The organism is Thiohalocapsa sp. ML1, from assembly GCF_001469165.1.
In the GTDB taxonomy this organism is placed as follows: domain Bacteria; phylum Pseudomonadota; class Gammaproteobacteria; order Chromatiales; family Chromatiaceae; genus Thiohalocapsa.
In genome coordinates, this window is sequence record NZ_JABX01000038.1 from 25087 (window position 1) to 42985 (window position 17899).

Consider the following 17899-nt stretch of genomic DNA (forward strand, 5'->3'; position numbering starts at 1 on the left):
CGCGGCGACGGCGTCGCGCCCGGCTGGCCGAGCCATCGCGTCAGGGTGTCTCCTCGCTGCCGACGGTAAGCGGCTTACGCTCCACCTTGGCACGGGCCACCAGGTCGTCCAGCACGGCATTGAAGCCATGCTCGCCCTGGATCTGCGCCAGGAGCCGGCGCTCGGCATCGCGCATGGCCGGGTCCATGGCTTCCGCGCTGCCGTCCGCGACGGCGCGCACGGCGACGATGACGGCGTCGCCGCCCGGTTCCGCCCCGCTCGCATAGCTCGGCACGCCGTCCTCGGCCGGGCGTGGCGCAGAAAAGGCCAGCTCCAGCACCGTCGGCGGCACATCGGCCTGACTGCGGGAGACCTCGCCCGGGCTCTTGATCTCCAGCTCCGCGGCCACGGCATCCAGGCTCTCGCCGGCGCGCAGGCGCGCCACCATGGCATCGGCCTCGGCGCGGGCGGCCGTGGCGGCCTGCTGCGCCTTGAGCGCGGCGACGATCTCGTCGCGGACCTCGTCCAGCGGCCGGACGCTGGCCGGCTCATGCTCATCGACCCGCAGCACGACCGCCTGCATGCGGTCCGGGTCAGGCTCGATCAGCTCGCTGTTGTTGCCCACGACCAGCACGTCGTCGCTGAACGCGGCGGTCATGAGCCGCGGTTGCGCGAACAAGCCCTCGCCGCCGTCGCGCTCGATCCAGTCGCTGGTGCGGACCTCAAGGGCCAGCGCCTCGGCGGCCGGGATCAGGCTGTCGGGGGATTCGTAGGTGAGGTTCGCGAGCTGCTCGGCGAGCTCGAAATAGGCCGCCTCCGCGTCGCCGCGGCCGAGCTCCCGGGCCAGCTCCTCGCGGACGTCGTCGAAGGGCTTGGCCGCGCCGCCCTCGACGGCCGTGACCTCGATGAGGTGATAGCCGAAGCGGCTCCGGACGGGCTCGCTGACCGCATTCACGTCCAGATCGAACGCGGCCTGCTCGAAGGCCGGGTCCATGATGCCGCGATCGACCATGCCGAGATCGCCGCCCTGCGCGGCGCTGCCCGGGTCCTCGGACTCGGCCTGTGCGACCTCGGCGAAGTCGGCCCCGGCGTCGATCTGCGCCTTCAGCTCGGCGGCGCGCGCCTTGATGGTCTCCGCGTCGCCGTCCGCCGGCACGGTCAGCAGGATGTGCCGCATGGCGCGTCGCTCGGGCTCGACGAATTCCTCCAGCCGCGCCTCATAGGTCTCGCGTAGCGTCGCCTCGTCCACCTCGACGGCGGCGATGGCGTCGGCATCGAGCAGGATGTACGACAGCTTGACGCGCGCCGGGGACTGGAAGCGCTCGGGGTTCGCCTCATAGAAGGCCTGGATGTCATCAGCCGGCGGGTCTGCCTCGGGCATGAAGCCTGCGCGCGGCACCAGGGCGTAGGCGATATCGCGCTGCTGGCGCAGCAGCCGCGTCGCCAGCGTCACCTCGGCAGCCGTCGCGAAGGCGCTCTCGGTCAGGGCACGGGCCAACTGCGTGCTGAGCAGGCCGCGCCGCAGCTCCTCCTCGTAGGCCGCCGGCGTGAACCCCTGCAAGCGCAGCACGCGCTCGTAGGTGTCCTTGTCGAAGACCCCGTCGCCCTGGAAGGCGGGCTCGGCCAGGATCGCGGCCCGCACGGCGGCGTCCGATACGCGCAGGCCCATCGCGTAGGACGACTCCAGCAGCACGAGGTCGCGGATCATGCGATCGAGCACTTGGCCGCGCAATTGCGCCGACTCGAAGAGGTCTGGGTTGTACGCGGCACCGAGGCGCTCGCGCAGTTGCATCCGCGAGCGCTGGACGTTCTGGTCGAGCTGGCGCTCGGTGATCTTGGCACCGTCCACCGTCGCGACGACGGGCTCGGCACCCACGCCGAGGTAGGACTGGATGCCCCAGAGCGCGAACGGGATGCTGATCAGGATGACGATGGCCCAAGCGACCCATCCCTGTGCACGTTCTTTGATCGCCTGCAACATGGCTTGAGAGAGAGCGTTGGAGTTGAAACGAAGCCCGCGGTGGGGGATCGGGAGCGGTTCCGCAGCCGGACGGCGGCGGAGCATCATCGGGCGGATACGAAAAGGCGCGCCCCACCTTGGATGGCGGGGCGCGCCCTTACTAGATTTGGCGGAGTGGACGGGACTCGAACCCGCGACCCCCGGCGTGACAGGCCGGTATTCTAACCAACTGAACTACCACTCCTTGCGTGTATCGAGCGCGATCCAGGGCGGCGTGCCTTGACGATTGACACTGGATCTCAACGGGACTGCGGCCGCCCGTGAGCGTCTGTGCATGCTGACGCGCCTGTTGTTTGATCATACAGGCGTTCGGCCACCAGTGGTGGGTGCTGCAGGGCTCGAACCTGCGACCCTCGCCTTGTAAGGGCGATGCTCTAGCCAACTGAGCTAAGCACCCCGGACCACCCAACGAAGCCGGTTATTGTATGGCGTCCTTGAGCGATTTACCAGCCTTAAATGAAGGCGTCTTTGACGCGGCGATCTGGATGCTGGCGCCGGTCTGCGGGTTACGGCCGGTGCGGGCAGCGCGCTCCTTCACCAGAAAAGTGCCGAAACCGATGATGGAGACAGTGTCACCATCCTTGAGTGCGACGGCGATGGAGTCCGTTAGTGCGTCGAGCGCCCGTCCGGCGGCGGACTTCGAGATGTCTGCTCCCTCCGCCATCGCATCGATAAGGTCCGATTTGTTCATTCTCCCCCCAGATGTCTCGAATGACCGTGGAAACCGCTCATGCAGTTGAGCGGCGGCGGCGCCGGCGGCGCCACAGCCGTTGCCGAATGTTGTCGAGTGCACGCTGGGCTGTCAAGCGAATCGAGAGCGATTGAGACTCACCCTGACCAGCCGCCGATCAAGCGGCACGATCCCCGCCGTCAATGTACGACAACGGCCACTTGCGGAACACATGAACGACTTGTAAACGCAGACGTGAAAGCACTTATCGTGCACGACCGACGCTTGCCGGCCGCGGCGCTCAGCATTGCAAGCGCCGCGACCACGCTAGCCAGCTCCACCGTCAGTGGCGTGTGCCGGCGGCCGGCTGCTCCTCCGCGTTGGCTGCCTTGGCCGGCGGCACCTCCTCCACCTCAGCGTGCTCGCCATCCGCCCCGTCCGCCTCGACGACGGGCCGCGGCGACTGGACCAGCGCCAGGTCAAGCACCTCGTCGATCCAGCGCACACAGCGGATGTCGAGGCTCTGTTTGATGTTCTTCGGGATCTCGACCAGGTCGCGCTCGTTCTCATGCGGGATCAGCACCGTCTCGATGCCGCCGCGGTGTGCGGCCAGGAGCTTTTCCTTGAGCCCGCCGATGGGCAGCACCTCGCCGCGTAGCGTAATCTCCCCGGTCATGGCCACGCTGGAACGGACCGGGATCTTGCACAGCGCGGACACCAGCGCCGTACACATCGCCACGCCGGCGCTCGGCCCGTCCTTCGGGGTCGCACCCTCGGGCACATGGATATGCAGATCGAACTTCTGGTGGAAGTCCGGATCGATGCCGAGCGTCGGCGCGCGGCTGCGCACGACTGTGAGCGCCGCCTGGATAGACTCCTGCATCACGTCGCCGAGCTGGCCCGTGTAGGTGAACTTGCCCTTGCCCGGTACCAGCGCGGACTCGATCCGCAACAGCTCGCCGCCGACCTCGGTCCACGCGAGCCCGGTGACCTGGCCGATCTGGTCGTGCTCGTCCGCGCGGCCGAAGCGGAAGCGGCGCACGCCGAGATACTTGTCGAGCGACTTCGGCGTCACGACCATGGCGCCATCGCCGCGCTGCTTCAGCAGCACCTCTTTGACCACCTTGCGACAGATCTTGGAGCACTCGCGCTCCAGGTTGCGCACGCCCGCCTCGCGCGTGTAATAGCGGATCATGTCCCGCAGCGCCGGCTCGCGGATCGTGAGCTCGCCCTTCTTGAGCCCGTTGTTCTTCATCTGCTTCGGGATCAGGTAACGCTGGGCGATGTTGACCTTCTCGTCCTCGGTGTAGCCGGCGAGACGAATCACCTCCATGCGATCGAGCAGCGCTGGCGGGATGTTCAGCGTGTTGGCGGTGCCGACGAACATCACCTCGGACAGGTCGAAGTCCACTTCCAGATAATGGTCGTTGAAGGTGTGGTTTTGCTCCGGATCCAGCACCTCCAGCAGCGCCGACGCCGGGTCGCCGCGGAAGTCCATCGCCATCTTGTCGATCTCATCGAGCAGGAAGAAGGCGTTGCGGCTGCCGGCCTTGGCCAGGTTCTGGATGATCTTGCCCGGCAGCGCACCGATGTAGGTGCGCCGGTGACCACGGATCTCGGCCTCGTCGCGCACGCCGCCCAGGGACATGCGCACGAACTTGCGGTTGGTCGCCCGCGCGATGGACTGCCCCAGCGAGGTCTTGCCGACGCCGGGCGGACCCACCAGGCAGAGGATCGGGCCTTTCAGCTTCTTCACCCGCTGCTGCACGGCCAGGTATTCGAGGATGCGCTCCTTGACCTTTTCGAGGCCGTAGTGGTCGGTGTCCAGCACCTTCTGCGCCAGACGGATGTCGTTGCGGATGCGCGTGCGCGCCTTCCACGGCACCGAGACCAGCGTATCGACGTAGTTGCGCACCACCGTCGCCTCGGCGGACATCGGCGACATGAGCTTGAGCTTGTTCAGCTCCGTGGTGGCCTTGGCCTTGACCTCCTTCGGCATGCCGGCGGCCTCGATGCGCTTGGCCAGGTCTTCGAGCTCGTTGGGGGCGTCCTCAAGCTCGCCGAGCTCTTTTTGGATCGCCTTCATCTGCTCGTTCAGGTAGTACTCGCGCTGGTTCTTCTCCATCTGGCGCTTGACGCGGCCACGGATGCGCTTCTCCATCTGGAGGATGTCGTTCTCGGCCTCCATCAGCCCCATCAAGTGCTCGAGGCGCTGCTGCACGTCCACCATCTCCAGCACGTGCTGCTTCTCGTCGAGCTTGAGCGACATGTGCGCCGCCATGGTGTCGGCGAGCCGCCCCGGCTCGTCGATGCTCGACAGCGATGTGAGCACCTCCGGCGGGACCTTCTTGTTCAGCTTCACGTACTGGTCGAACAGCGTCACCGCCGAGCGCATCAGCACCTCCTGCTCGCGCTCGTCGGCCTCCAACTGGTCCGCCATCGGCGCCACGAGGGCCGAGAAGGCGCCTGCCGTGGTGATGAAGCGCTTGGCCTTGGCGCGGCGATGGCCCTCCACCAGCACCTTGACGGTGCCGTCGGGCAGCTTCAGGAGCTGCAGCACGTTCGCGAGCGTACCGATGCCGTGCAGATCCCCCACCGCGGGGTCGTCCACGTCCGCATTCTTTTGCGCGATCAGCAGGATCTGCTTGTCGGCGGACATCGCGGCGTCGAGCGCCCTGATGGACTTGTCGCGCCCGACGAACAGCGGGATGACCATATGCGGGTAGACGACGACATCGCGCAACGGCAGGACCGGCACCTCCTGCTCGACAGCCGTCGGATCGGTGTTGTCTTGAACGGTTTCGCCCATGGAATCTGTGCTCCGTTGAGCCGTGTCACGTTGGCGTGTTGCGGGGCTCAGCCCGCGAACCGCCGCCACGGCAGTTGCAGAAATCTAAGATGACGATTGAGGTTTGGGCGGACCGCGGACGCTTCAATCGAGTCGGCGGGCCGAAACCGCTGCGCTGCATCGGCGGCGGCGGGGCCGCGGAACGGAAGTCCGGCCGCGGCGGACCGGCATGGTGCGGCGATCGCAAGGCGGTGGGCGGTGGGCGGTGGCTGATGCCGAAGAGATGGGGGCGCGGCGCCCGAGCCCCGGGCGCCGACGACGGAGCGATCAATCGGACGCTGCAGCGCGCTGCTGCTCGACACCGTCGTAGATGATGAAGGGCGTGTTCTCGCCCGCGATGACGGACGAGTCCACGACCACTTTGCTAACGCTGTCAAGCGAGGGCAGGTCGTACATGATGTCGAGCAGGACTTGCTCCATGATGGTCCGCAAGCCGCGCGCCCCCGTCTTGCGCTCCATGGCCTTCACTGCGATGGCGCCCAGCGCATCGTCGCGGAGCTCTAGGTCGCAGCCCTCCATCGCGAACAGGCGCGCGTACTGCTTGTACAGGGCATGCTTCGGCTCGGTCAGGATGCGGATCAAGGCGTCCACGTCCAGCTCGTCCAGCGTCGCCATCACCGGCAGGCGCCCGACGAACTCCGGGATCAGCCCGTAGCGGATCAGGTCCTCGGGCTCAACGACGCTCAGCAGCTCGCCGATCTTCTTGCTGTCTTCCTTGGAATGCACCTCGGCCGAGAAGCCGATACCGCCCTTGCGCGAGCGACGCTCGATGATCTTGTCGAGCCCCGCGAACGCGCCGCCGACAATGAACAGGATGTTGCTCGTGTCGACCTGCAGGAACTCCTGCTGTGGATGCTTGCGCCCGCCCTGCGGCGGCACCGATGCGATGGTGCCCTCGATGAGCTTCAGGAGCGCCTGCTGCACGCCCTCGCCGGACACATCCCGCGTGATGGACGGGTTATCGGACTTGCGCGAGATCTTGTCGATCTCGTCGATGTAGACGATGCCGGTCTGCGCCTTCTCGACGTCGTAGTCGCACTTCTGCAGCAGCTTCTGGATGATGTTCTCGACATCCTCGCCGACGTAGCCCGCCTCGGTGAGCGTGGTCGCGTCGGCGATCGTAAACGGAACGTTCAGCAGCCGCGCCAGCGTCTCGGCGAGCAGGGTCTTACCGGAGCCGGTGGGGCCGATCAGCAGGATGTTGCTTTTGGAGATTTCGATGTCTTCCTTGGCATCGGCGGCCTCCAGGCGCTTGTAGTGGTTGTAGACGGCGACAGACAGGACTTTCTTCGCCTGCTCCTGGCCGATGACGAACTGATCGAGGCTCTCCTTGATCTCGCGTGGCTTGGGCAGACGGCTCGTGGCCTCCCCCATGCCCTCCTGCATCTCCTCCCGGATGATGTCGTTACACAGCTCGACGCACTCGTCGCAGATGAACACCGATGGCCCGGCGATCAGCTTGCGTACCTCGTGCTGGCTCTTGCCGCAGAATGAACAATACAGCAGCTTCCCTTCGTCGCTCTTTCCGTGGTTATTTCCGCTCATAGCTCACGAGGTCTCCGCGGGACAGTCCGACTATCGGAGGCCGAAGCTCGCCTCCTGTGACGGTTTATCATAACGGTTCACGACGATATCGCAAGCTGACGGGGGCCGAGCGGACGGCAAGTGCGCCCCGACCGGCACGGCCGTTGCTAGCTTGCCGCGCGCCCACGCTCTGCGCCTGCCATCGCCGCGCCCGCCTTCAGGCTCCGGCCGGCCCGGCGCGCTCGTGCAGCACCTGGTCGATCAGCCCATACTCCACCGCGGCGTCGCCGCCCATAAAGCGGTCGCGCTCGGTGTCCTCGGCGATCTTCTCCAGCGGCTGCCCAGTGTGATGCGCCAGGATGTAGTTCAACTGGTCGCGGATGTGCAGGATCTCGCGGGCGTGGATGTCGATGTCCGTCGCCTGCCCCTGAAAGCCGCCCAGCGGCTGGTGGATCATCATCCGCGAGTGCGGCAGGCAGAAGCGCTTGCCGTGGGCACCGCCCGCGAGCAACAGCGCGCCCATGCTCGCCGCCTGCCCGATGCACATGGTGCTGACGTCGGGACGGATGAAGCGCATGGTGTCGTAGATGGCCAGGCCCGCGGTCACCGCGCCGCCCGGGGAGTTGATGTAGAAGTGGATGTCCTTGTCCGGGTTCTCGGACTCCAGGAACAACAGTTGCGCGACGACCAGGTTGGCCACGTGGTCTTCCACCGGCCCGACGAGGAACACGACACGCTCCTTCAGCAGGCGCGAGAAGATGTCGAACGAGCGCTCCCCGCGGGCGGTCTGCTCGATCACCATGGGAATCAGGCCGAGCGCACGGGTCGCCGGTGGCATCTGGTCGGAAATCTGGGTCATCGCTGGGAAACCTCGATGTGGGCGGGGGGGCGGATGGGGCGCCGCGGCAAGCATCGCCACGACGGTAAGTTGGGGCCGCGCGAGGCGCCGCGCAACGGCTGCAGGAAGGGCCGAGGGCCGAGGGCCGAGGCGAGCACCCTCGGCCCTCGACCCTTCCCCGTCGCAATCTAGGCCGGTGCCCCGCGCTCGCCGGCCTCGGTGAGCCCGTCGAACGTCGCCTCCTCGTCTACGACATCGGCGGTTGCGAGCATCCGCTCAACGACAAGCTCCTCCATGGCGAGCGCCTCCACCGAGGACAACCGCTGCGGGTCCGAGTAGTAATAGCCGATGACTTCCTCCGGCCGCTCGTAGGTGGCCGCCAAGCCTTCAACCAGCTCGCGGACGCGCTCCGGGCTCGGCGTCAGCCCATGCCGCTTCACGGTCTCGGCAACCACCAGCCCGAGCTTGACCCGGCGCTCCGCGGACTCCGCGAACAGCGCGTCCGGGAGCTCAACCTGAACGCCACCGGCCGCTTGCAGGGTCTGCTGCTTGAGCGCGGCGATCTCCTCGCGCACAAGCACGTCGGGCAGGCTCACCGGGTTGGCCTCAAGCAGGGCGTCCATGACCTGATTCTTGAGCTTGGCTTCGACGCGCTGGCGGAGCTCGCGCTCCATGTTCGCGCGCACGTCGGCGCGAAAACGCTCTAGATCACCACCCTCAATACCGAGGGCGGTCACGAAGTCCGCGTCCACATCGGGCAGCCGCGGCGCGGCGACGCTCTCCACCTGGACCTGAAACTCCGCCGCCTTGCCGGCCAGCGCGGGGTTGCTGTAATACTCCGGGAAGGTGATGCCGAGGGTGCGCTCATCGCCCGCCGCGGCGCCGATCAACTGCTCTTCAAAGCCAGGAACGAAGGCGCCGCTGCCAAGCTCCAGCGTCCGGTGCTCGGCGCTGCCGCCTTCGAAGCGCTCGCCGTTGATGCTGCCCTGGAAGGAGATGGTCAGCCGATCGCCGTTCTCGGCCGCCCGCTCCACGGTCTCGAAGGTCTTGCGCTGCTCGCGGAGCCGCTCGACCATGCGCTCGACGTCCGCATCGGTGATCTCGGCGACGGGGCGCGCGATCCGCATGCCGGTGAGATCCTTGACATCGATCTCCGGCAGCACCTCGAACCTTGCGGTGTAGCCGTAGCGACGGTCGGCGAGGTCAATATCCGCCTCGATCTCGGGCCGACCCGCCGGCCGCAGATCCTGCTCGACGACGGCGCGCGAAAAGGACGACTGCACCAGTTCGCTGAGCACCTCGCCGCGAACGTTCTCCCCGAAGCGCTGCCGGAGCACGCGCATCGGCACCTTGCCGGGGCGAAAGCCCGGCAGCCGCGCTTGGCGGGCGACGTCGCGCAGCCGCTTGTCGACCTCCTGCTCGAAGTCATCTGCCGGCAGCTCCACGGTCATGCGGCGGGCGAGCCCCTCGCCGGCCTCGACGGTCACTTGCATCGATGTCCACTCCTCGGGCGATTGTGCTGCGACTTGCAAAAACGGGGCAGTATAAGCGGCGAAGCCGTGCGCTCCAAGCACAGCCCGCAACAACCCGCAAGAACGTGCCCTGGCCGCGGCCCCGAGCCGCACGCGCGCCTTGCATGCCGGAGCCGCGGACGGCAGCATCGCGCCATCCGCCCACCGCTCTCGGCAGCGCGCTCCAAGCAATGGCCCGCCCCACCCGCGCCCGCGTCGATCTCGGCGCCATCCGCCACAATTACCGTCACGCCAAGGCGCAGGCGGCCGGGACCCGAGCGCTCGCCGTGGTCAAGGCGGACGCCTACGGACACGGCGCCACTGCCGTCGCCCGCGCATTGGAGCCCGAGGTGGACGGCTTTGCCGTGGCCTGCATCGAAGAGGCGCTGGAGCTCCGCGAGTCGGGCATCCGCACGCCCATCGTGCTGCTGGAGGGAGTCTTCGAACCGGACGAGCTCGCCAGCGCCGACCGTGCCGGGCTCACACCGGTGGTGCACAACCAGGAGCAGCTCGATTGGGTCTGCGCCGCACGCCCGGAGCGCGCACACGCCGTCTGGCTCAAGATGGACACCGGCATGCACCGGCTCGGGCTCGCGCCGGATGCGTTCGCGGCCGCCCATGCGCGCCTTGCCGACTGCCGACACGTGACCGATGTCGTGCTAATGACACACCTGGCCTGTGCCGACACGCCCGGGCACGCGGCCACCGAGGCGCAACTCGCGAGCTTTCAAAGCCACGCCGGCCACCTGCCCGGCCCGCGCAGCATCGCCAACTCCGCGGCCGTTCTCGGCTGCCGCGCGGCGCACGGCGACTGGCTGCGCCCCGGCATCATGCTCTATGGCGCGAGCCCCTTCGGCGAGGCGCACCCGTCGGCGGCGGCGCTGCGGCCGACGCTGACCTTCGAATCAAGGCTCATCGGCGTGCGCGATCTCGCCGCCGGCGAGGCCATCGGCTACGGCAGGCGCTTCGTCTGCGCCGCGCCGACCCGGGTCGGCGTCGTCGCCGCGGGCTATGCGGACGGCTACCCACGGCACGCGCAAGACGGCACACCCATCGCCGTCAACGGTCAGCCGACCCGCATCATCGGGCGCGTATCTATGGATATGCTGACGGTGGACCTGACGGATCAGCCCGAGGCGCGCCCCGGCGACCCGGTGCAGCTCTGGGGAGACCAGATCCCCGCCAACGCCGTCGCCGCCGCGAGCGACACCATCGCTTATCAGCTCTTCACCAGCCTGTCGCGACGCGTGCCGATCAGCTATGAGCGCTCCGGCTGACTGCCGCGGGCACCGCGCCTAATCTTCGCCCCGCCGCAGGCGCCGCCGCATGCGCCTGAGCCCGAGCCACACCGCACCGAGCACGAGCGGCACCGCGACGGCGATGGCAAGGCTCGGGTCCAGCGGCAGGCCGCCCGCGGCGAGCCCCTTCAGAAGGTAGCCCACCAGACCGACGCCGTAATAGCTGATGGCGACGACGGAGAGCCCCTCGACGGTCTCCTGCAGGCGTAGCTGCAAACGCGCCCGGCGGTCCATGGAGTCCAGCAGGCTGCGGTTCTGTTCCTGCAGGCGCACCTCCACGCGCGCCCGCAGCAGCGCCGTCATGCGTGCCGCGCGCTCGGCGAGGGCCTGCTGGCGCCGGCCGGTGGCGAGGCAGGTGCTCACCGCTGGCGCAAGCCGGGCCTCCAGGAACTCGGTGAAGGTCGGCAGACCCTCGATGCGCTCCTGCCTGAGCTGCTCCAAGCGCTGGCGCACGACCTCGTGATAGGCGGCGGTCGCGTCGAAGCGCGAGGCGGTGCGCGCGGCCACGGACTCGATGGCCGCCGCGACATCGGTCAGCTCCGCGAGCAAGGCCCGCTCCGACGGCGGCGCCTCGGCCGTGCCGTTCGGCGCGGCAACGCCGAGACGAAAGGCTGCGTCCGTGAGGCGCGACTCCGCGTCCGCCAGCGCCACTGCGGCCTCGCGCGCCGCAGGCAGACCGAGCAGCGTCATGGCGCGGTACGCGTTCACGTCCAGCACCCGCTTGATGAGCCGCCCGGCCTGGGCGTCCGTGAGCCCCTGGTCGCGCAGCAGAATTCGGCCGAAGCCATCGGCATGGATGCGCAGGTCAGACCACGCGCGCCCGGCACCGCCCGTCACCCCGGCGCCGATCACCGGATTGCCGCCGAAGAGCGTCGCCAGATCAGCCGGCGTGCGCTCCGGCATGTCGCGGGATTCCAGCGCGAGCAGCACCGCCGTGACCACCTGCCCCGGCAGCGCCGCCAGCCAGTCCGGCGGCAGCTCGGCGAGCAGCTCGGCGAGCAGCTCGGCGGAGAACGGCCGGGCGGCGAGCGCCGACGGTGCCACGGAGCGAGAAAAGCTGTAGGTGACAAACTCCGTGTGCCGCTCCCAGCGCACCCGCGTGTCGCCGAGATCGGCGGCGAAGTACTGACCCACCTCATCCGCGGCCGGCAGCCCGACGCCGAAGTGCGCCAAGAGGCGCAGCAGGTGCGCCGTGTTCGCACCGCTACCGCGCTCCGCGCACTGGTAGGCGAAATGGACGACGACGGCCGGCGCGTGCACCGGCTCGAAGGTGCGCACGTGCAGCTCCTGCGTCACCAACTGACGCAGGGGGTGTTCCGGAAATGGCAGGGCCATGGCGGCGGATGGGTATGGCAAAGACGGAGACGTGGAAACAGGCGGAAGGCGGCCGAGCCGCTCGACGACGCGGTCCGGCAGCACAAGAGATGCGTGGTGCCCGGGGCGGGACTCGAACCCGCATGGCCGAAGCCGAGGGATTTTAAGTCCCTTGTGTCTACCGATTTCACCACCCGGGCGCGTGGCGGTGAGCACTCTGGGTGCCCGGTGCACAGAGGCTGCTGGCCCTGATGGGGTGGGCGGCAGATTTGAGGTGGAGGCTGAGGTCGGAATCGAACCGGCGTACACGGCTTTGCAGGCCGCTGCATGACCACTCTGCCACTCAGCCGAAGCCCGCCAGTTTAGATAACTTGCCGGGGAATGTCACCTGTCGGGTGACCGGCTGACCGGCCCAGAGCTAGGGAAGGGGCGAGAGCCGAAGCCCGAGGGAGCCTTCCTCGGCCCTCGGCCCTCGGCCCTCGTTCAACTGCGCCGATGAGCGGGTTCCGCCAGAGGGCGCTCCTTGCCCTTATCCATCCGAGGCTCCGCCTCGCTGCGGTTCCCGCGCTGCCTCAACGAGCGAAGACCGAAGCGAAACGCCCTACTGCTGCGGCACCTTCGGGTTACCGAGCGTCGGCGCTGAACCCACAACCTGGATGTCGTGCACCTCGTACTCGGTGCGCCGCTGGCAGGTGCCCGGCAGCCACCAACTGAGCGGAAAAAGCTTCTGCTCATAAGCCAGGTTGACGACGGTGTTGGTGCGCATGGCATCCTGTAACCGGTTCGCGGCCTTCTTGTCGTCCACGGAGAAGTAGAAGGTGTTGTCGGTACCGCGGTTGTCTTGGCTCAGGGTGCCGTCACGGGAGAAGTTGGCCATGGCGAGCTCGCCCTCCCAGGTCTTGCAGACGAAGCCCTTGCGAGAGATCTTCGAGATCGTGCCTTGGCGCATGCCCTCGGAATAGGTCCAGTCGGCAAGGAGGAAGCCGCCGATCACGACAAGCAGGATCACGCCGGCGACGACGCCGGCTACGACTTTTATATTCATGGCGATGCAGCAGCCGGGATGCGGCCGGGTCGGGTTGGAAAGGAACCGGGATTATAGGCGACGCGCCCGGCCGGCATGGCAGGCACGAAAACACCGCCATGGTTGGACGGGCGCCGGCTCGACCGAGCCGCCACCCGCCGTCGCGTCAGGCGACCGCCTTGGGGATGCGGATCTTCTGGCCCGGAAAGATCTTGTCCGCGTCCTTGATGACCTCGAGGTTGGCCTCGACGAGCTTCGGGTAGGCGTTGGCGTCGCCGTAGAAGCGCTTGGCGATGGCGGACAGGGTGTCGCCGCTCTCGATCTCGTAGAAGTCCACCTCTTCGGCCTGCGGCGGCGCCTCAAGCCCGTCGACGTTGACCTCCTCCACGCCCTTGAGATTGCCGGCCATCAACACGGCCTTTTCCATGGCCTCGGCGCTCATGGCCTTGCCGCTCAGCTTGGCGACGCCGTTCTCGTACTGGACATCCAGGCCCTCGATGCCCGGGTTGTCCTGCTCAATCTCGTCCTTGATCTTCTCGCCAGCCTCGGCCTCCTTACCGAACACGCTCTTGCCGATATTCTTCGCGAAGTTGAACAGTCCCATCGTCGTTACCTCTGTCGTTGCAAACAAAAGCTGCGGCAGCAACGGCCACCGGCTCCGGTTCAGGAAGGTGCTTGCGGAAGACTGGCCATGCGCACCGGTCATCATGCGCACCGGTCATGCGCATCGGTCATGCGCACCGGTGGTCAACGCTAACCGTTTCGTCCGGCGCCTGTTTTCCGCCGGCAAGCTAACACCCGCCATGGGTTACGGCAAGCACGGCGGACCGAATACGGGGACGCGTGTCGGGCGGTGGAGCGCACTTGCGTCCCGGATGCCGCGGATCGTCAACAACCCTTTGCACAAGCTTAGGCGACCTTGACCGCGACCCGACGCGGCGGGCGATGACGGGCAGATGCGCAATGCGGGCGCTTCTGCATGCATATTTAGGCATTGCCTTTGCCGCCCGAATAGCCTAGCGCACCGAGAATGACAGAATGATGAATATCAGCATCGACCGCCGAACCATCTTGCTACGCGCTACAATCCATGCGCCATGTCCGCGCCGCGCTCACCGACCCGTCACTGCCTTAACGCGCTCTCCTGCACACCCGTGACACGGCGGTGGTCAACGACAGCGCAACAGCCGCCACCGACGCCCTGCTCCCGCCGCCCGTCGCGGGGCCTGGCCAGGTCGAGCCCGGGAGCACCCGCAAGCGCGCCGGGCTGCCGACGGCGGTGTGACTCACCGTGGATTTTCTGAGGGTCATCCGCGAGGTCTGCGGCGCGCTGGATGCGGCCGGCGTGCGCTACGCGCTCATCGGCGGCTTCGCGATGGCGCTCCGGGGCGTGCAGCGTGCGACCGTGGACCTGGACTTCATTTTGATGCTTGACGACCTGAGCAAGGCGGACGCGGTGCTCCGCGCCGCCGGCTACCGGCGCGAGTATCACAGCGACAATGTCTCGCATTACCGGTCCGCGCACGCGGACCTGGGCCGGCTGGACTTCCTGCACGCCTTCCGCGGCCCGAGTCTCAGCATGCTGGCCCGGGCCGAGCGCATCGATGTGGCCCCGGGGCTGGCGGTGCCCGTCGTGCAGGTGGCGGACATCATCGGTCTCAAGGTACAGGCCGCGGTCAACGACCCGCAGCGCGCGGACGCAGACTGGCTGGACATCCGCCTGCTGCTGGAGGCCGGCGCGGGGCTCGGCCAGCCGCCGGACTGGACGCTGATCGGGGACTATCTGGACCTCTTCGGACTCGGGGAGGAGATCGCGCGCTTGGAGGACTGGTATGTCCAGGCTCAGCGACGCTGATCGTGCCGCCTTTCAAGCGCTGACGGCGCGCGGCTGGGTGCAGCAGCCGACGCAGCGCAGCCCCGCCCTCGTCGAGCAGACCCCGGCCGGGCGCGAGCGCTATTGCCGCTGGGCCACGGCCGCTGCCAAACTTCACCGGAGCAACAAGCCGGTGCGCTTCGTCGGCGAGCATTGGAGGCTGTAGCGAAGGTGCGGACTCACACTGACAAGGGCAGGCTTTCGAAATCGAGATCGAGATCGAACCGAGTGGCGACCGATCCCGATTTCGATTTCGATCCCGACGCGCCCGCCGCCCAGTCGAGCCTTGTCTCATCTGCAAACATTTGGTGCCGTCAAGCAACCGAGGGCCAAGGACGCGGCCTACTTGACCCTCCGCCCTCAGCCCTCGGCCCTCGGCCCTTCAACACAGGACCAGCCAGCCCATGCCCCGGATCGCATTGCTCGCAACCCCATTGCTCGTCGCGTTCGCCGCGGCACCCGTGCCGGCGGACGACATTCGCCGCGAGCAGGTGTACTTCGCGCCCGGCGGCACCGGCGTCGTCATCGCCGGCAGCCTGGAAGGGCGCGAGACGGTGGACTATCTCCTGGGCGCCAAGGCCGGGCAGACGCTCAGCGTGACCATGGACAGCGACAACAGCGCGGCCTACTTCAACCTGATCGCACCCAATGAGCAGGACGTCGCCCTCTACGCCGGCCACCTGGCCGCGGAGCCGAACCGCTACGAGGGTAAGCTGGACCTGGACGGCGAGTGGAAGATCCGCGTGTATCTCTACCGCGCCGCCGCCGACGCCGGCGAGCGCGCCGACTACCGGCTCGACATCCACATCACCGGAGCCCGGCGCGGCGCGCGAGCCCAACGACTTCGGCCCCAGCTCGTGGGATGCCCGCGGCGACCTCGGCTGCGCCCGCGGCGGGCAGCCGGTGCGCTCCGCGCACTGCCCGTTCAAGGTGGTCCGTTATCCCATGGGCGAGGGCGCGACGGTCTTCGTCGTGCCGCCCGGCACGGACCCGGCGCCCGGGGCGGAGCGCGTGATCGACTTCCAGCAGGGGGCATGGTCGACGCCCAAGACGGCCCCGGTCTCGACCACGCGGCGCGAGGATCTTTGGACCCTGAGCGTCGGCTCGGAGGTCTACGAGATCCCGCACGCCGTCATCGACGGCGGCTAACGCCCTAGCGAGGCAGAGCCTCAGACCGACCAGGGCACGGCGCCTAGTCTTGCGCCGCCCCCTCTTCGGCGCATTGAAGCAAGGGCCAAGGGCCGAGGCGGGCTCCCTTGGCCCTCGGCCCTTTCGCCTGCAAGCGCCGTGTCGTCGTGAAACTTGACTCATCTGCAAACATTCGCCGCCGTCAAGCAATCTAGCGCACCGCATGACCACCACCAACGCCGCCGCCTACCCCACCCGCTGGCGCCGCCCGCCGCTGATCGCGGACGCGCGCCTGCGCTGGGCGCTGCTGTTGGGCGCGCTCGCCTACCTCGTCCTCGGCATCGCGAGCCTGGATGTGAACTGGGTCCGCGCCACCGAGGGCTGGGAGCGAGGCCTGCGCTTCCTAGCCGGCTTTCTGGCACCCGACTTCACCAGCCGCTGGACGGACATCCGTCAGGGGCTCATCGAGAGCCTGACCATGACGGTCACGGCAACCGCCGTCGGCATCCTGCTCTCCGTGCCAGTGGGCATCGGCGCCGCGCGCAACATTGCGCCGCTGCCGCTGTACCTGGCCTGCCGGGCGCTCATCGCCGTGTCGCGCTCGCTGCAGGAAATTATCGTCGCGATCCTGTTTGTCGCCATGGTGGGCTTCGGGCCGCTGGCCGGCTTTCTGACCTTGAGCTTCGCGACCATCGGCTTCCTGGCCAAACTCCTGGCCGAGGACATCGAGGACATCGACGAGGCCCAGGCAGAGGCGGTCCGCGCAACCGGCGCCTCCTGGTGGCAGGTGCTCAACTACGGCGTCCAGCCGCAGGTGATGCCGCGGCTCATCGGGCTGTCGCTGTATCGGCTCGACATCAACTTTCGCGAGTCCTCGGTGATCGGCATCGTCGGTGCCGGCGGCGTCGGCGCGACGCTGAACACCGCGCTGGACCGCTACGAGTACGACGCCGCCGCCGCCATCCTCTTGCTCATCATCGCCATCGTGCTCGTCACCGAGTACAGCTCCGGTTGGGTGCGGCGGCTGGTGCAGTGAGCCGCACGCGGGCGCGAGGCCGACGGCCCGCGTCCGCTATGCTGGACGCATTGTCGCGCCTGCGCACGCCACCGCGCCCGGACCAGAGACCGCCACCATGCCGAGCCTGCTCAGCCCCCGCTTCGAAGACGCCCTCATCTACGCCACCCGGCTGCACGCTACGCAGACGCGCAAGGGCAGCGGCGTGCCCTACATCTCCCACCTGCTCGCGGTGGCGGGCCTAGTGCTCGAGGCCGGCGGCGGCGAGGACCACGCCATCGCCGCACTGCTGCACGACGCGGCCGAAGACCAGGGCGGACTCGCGACCCTCGCCGCGATCCGCGCGCGCTTCGGCGACGCCGTCGCGGACATCGTCGCCGCCTGCTCCGACACCTTCGAGGAGCCGAAGCCGCCATGGCACGCGCGCAAGCGGGCGTACCTGGAACACCTGCGCGACGCCCCGCCGGCGGTGCGACTCGTCTCCTGCGCCGACAAGCTGCACAACGCCCGCGCCATCGCCGCCGACTACCGCCGCCACGGCGACGCCCTCTGGCAACGCTTCAACGCCGGCCCCGATGACATCCTCTGGTACTACCGCGAGCTCTCGGCCATTTTCAACGCCCAGGGCCCGGAGCACCTCGCCGCCGAGCTCGCGCTGGTGGTCGCGGAGCTGCACGCGACCACGACGCGCTGATGATGGGGCGAGCTCGCTTGAAGGGCCAAGGGCCAAGGCAGACCTCCTTGGCCCTCGGCGCTCGGCCCTCGGCCCTCGGCCCTCGGCCCTCGGCCCTTTGATTCACTTGCGCCAACGAGCGAGCGGCGCAAGACGACGCTCCATGCCCTGGTCGGTCTAAGGC

15 protein-coding genes and 4 tRNA genes are annotated in these 17899 nt (G+C 68.0%); 6 read left to right on the top strand and 13 right to left on the bottom strand.

The annotated features are described in order from the left end of the window. Positions 1 to 40: 40 nt before the first annotated feature. The 8 genes from ML01_RS20120 to tig form a co-directional block, all read right to left on the bottom strand. Positions 41 to 1960 carry a SurA N-terminal domain-containing protein gene (locus tag ML01_RS20120; protein WP_058557182.1) on the bottom strand — a complete coding sequence of 640 codons (1920 nt, stop codon included), beginning with the start codon at positions 1958 to 1960 and terminating at the stop codon, positions 41 to 43. 146 nt (positions 1961 to 2106) lie between these two features. Then, a tRNA-Asp gene (locus ML01_RS20125) sits at positions 2107 to 2183 on the bottom strand. A 136-nt stretch (positions 2184 to 2319) separates the two neighbouring features. Then, positions 2320 to 2396: transfer RNA gene (locus ML01_RS20130), tRNA-Val, on the bottom strand. A 21-nt stretch (positions 2397 to 2417) separates the two neighbouring features. After that, on the bottom strand, positions 2418 to 2690 hold the full coding sequence (locus ML01_RS20135; RefSeq protein ID WP_058557183.1) for an HU family DNA-binding protein: 273 nt from the start codon (positions 2688 to 2690) through the stop codon (positions 2418 to 2420). A 322-nt stretch (positions 2691 to 3012) separates the two neighbouring features. Next, positions 3013 to 5478 carry an endopeptidase La gene (lon, locus tag ML01_RS20140; RefSeq protein ID WP_058557184.1) on the bottom strand — a complete coding sequence of 822 codons (2466 nt, stop codon included), beginning with the start codon at positions 5476 to 5478 and terminating at the stop codon, positions 3013 to 3015. Between the two features lie 306 nt (positions 5479 to 5784). Further along, positions 5785 to 7062: an ATP-dependent Clp protease ATP-binding subunit ClpX gene (gene clpX, locus ML01_RS20145; protein ID WP_058557185.1), complete on the bottom strand. Its 1278-nt coding sequence runs from the start codon at positions 7060 to 7062 to the stop codon at positions 5785 to 5787. A 196-nt stretch (positions 7063 to 7258) separates the two neighbouring features. After that, positions 7259 to 7900: an ATP-dependent Clp endopeptidase proteolytic subunit ClpP gene (gene clpP, locus ML01_RS20150; RefSeq protein WP_058557186.1), complete on the bottom strand. Its 642-nt coding sequence runs from the start codon at positions 7898 to 7900 to the stop codon at positions 7259 to 7261. A 167-nt stretch (positions 7901 to 8067) separates the two neighbouring features. After that, positions 8068 to 9372, bottom strand: coding sequence for a trigger factor (gene tig / locus ML01_RS20155; protein WP_058557187.1), 1305 nt, complete (start codon positions 9370 to 9372; stop codon positions 8068 to 8070). Between the two features lie 209 nt (positions 9373 to 9581). On the opposite strand from tig, the gene alr reads away from it, so the two are divergent. Then, positions 9582 to 10667 (top strand): alanine racemase, encoded by a 1086-nt coding sequence (alr, locus tag ML01_RS20160; protein ID WP_058557188.1) that lies wholly within the window; start codon positions 9582 to 9584, stop codon positions 10665 to 10667. An 18-nt stretch (positions 10668 to 10685) separates the two neighbouring features. Here alr and ML01_RS20165 read toward each other — a convergent pair whose 3' ends face one another. The 5 genes from ML01_RS20165 to lysM all read right to left on the bottom strand — a co-directional run bounded on the left by ML01_RS20165 (position 10686) and on the right by lysM (position 13630). Next, positions 10686 to 12023, bottom strand: a complete 1338-nt coding sequence (locus ML01_RS20165; RefSeq protein WP_058557189.1) for a DUF3422 family protein — start codon at positions 12021 to 12023, stop codon at positions 10686 to 10688. A 94-nt stretch (positions 12024 to 12117) separates the two neighbouring features. Then, positions 12118 to 12202 (bottom strand) — tRNA-Leu (locus ML01_RS20170). Positions 12203 to 12277: 75 nt separating this feature from the next. After that, positions 12278 to 12351: transfer RNA gene (locus ML01_RS20175), tRNA-Cys, on the bottom strand. A 252-nt stretch (positions 12352 to 12603) separates the two neighbouring features. Continuing rightward, positions 12604 to 13047, bottom strand: coding sequence for a hypothetical protein (locus ML01_RS20180; RefSeq protein WP_058557190.1), 444 nt, complete (start codon positions 13045 to 13047; stop codon positions 12604 to 12606). 145 nt (positions 13048 to 13192) lie between these two features. Beyond that, the gene (lysM, locus tag ML01_RS20185; protein WP_058557191.1) at positions 13193 to 13630 is read right to left on the bottom strand and encodes a peptidoglycan-binding protein LysM; all 438 of its coding nucleotides are present in this window, start codon (positions 13628 to 13630) and stop codon (positions 13193 to 13195) included. A 687-nt stretch (positions 13631 to 14317) separates the two neighbouring features. On the opposite strand from lysM, the gene ML01_RS20190 reads away from it, so the two are divergent. The 5 genes from ML01_RS20190 to ML01_RS20210 all read left to right on the top strand — a co-directional run bounded on the left by ML01_RS20190 (position 14318) and on the right by ML01_RS20210 (position 17736). Next, positions 14318 to 14881, top strand: a complete 564-nt coding sequence (locus ML01_RS20190) for a hypothetical protein (RefSeq protein ID WP_058557192.1) — start codon at positions 14318 to 14320, stop codon at positions 14879 to 14881. Continuing rightward, positions 14859 to 15065 carry a hypothetical protein gene (locus tag ML01_RS20195; RefSeq protein WP_058557193.1) on the top strand — a complete coding sequence of 69 codons (207 nt, stop codon included), beginning with the start codon at positions 14859 to 14861 and terminating at the stop codon, positions 15063 to 15065. The genes ML01_RS20190 and ML01_RS20195 overlap by 23 nt, the downstream gene beginning before the upstream one ends. A gap of 238 nt (positions 15066 to 15303) precedes the next feature. Further along, entirely contained in the window at positions 15304 to 16056 is a 753-nt protein-coding gene (locus tag ML01_RS29090) for a hypothetical protein (RefSeq protein ID WP_156427874.1), read from the top strand. Between the two features lie 194 nt (positions 16057 to 16250). Then, positions 16251 to 17063, top strand: a complete 813-nt coding sequence (gene phnE, locus ML01_RS20205) for a phosphonate ABC transporter, permease protein PhnE (protein ID WP_058557195.1) — start codon at positions 16251 to 16253, stop codon at positions 17061 to 17063. A gap of 97 nt (positions 17064 to 17160) precedes the next feature. Then, the gene (locus ML01_RS20210) at positions 17161 to 17736 is read left to right on the top strand and encodes an HD domain-containing protein (protein ID WP_058557196.1); all 576 of its coding nucleotides are present in this window, start codon (positions 17161 to 17163) and stop codon (positions 17734 to 17736) included. Positions 17737 to 17899 lie beyond the last annotated feature (163 nt).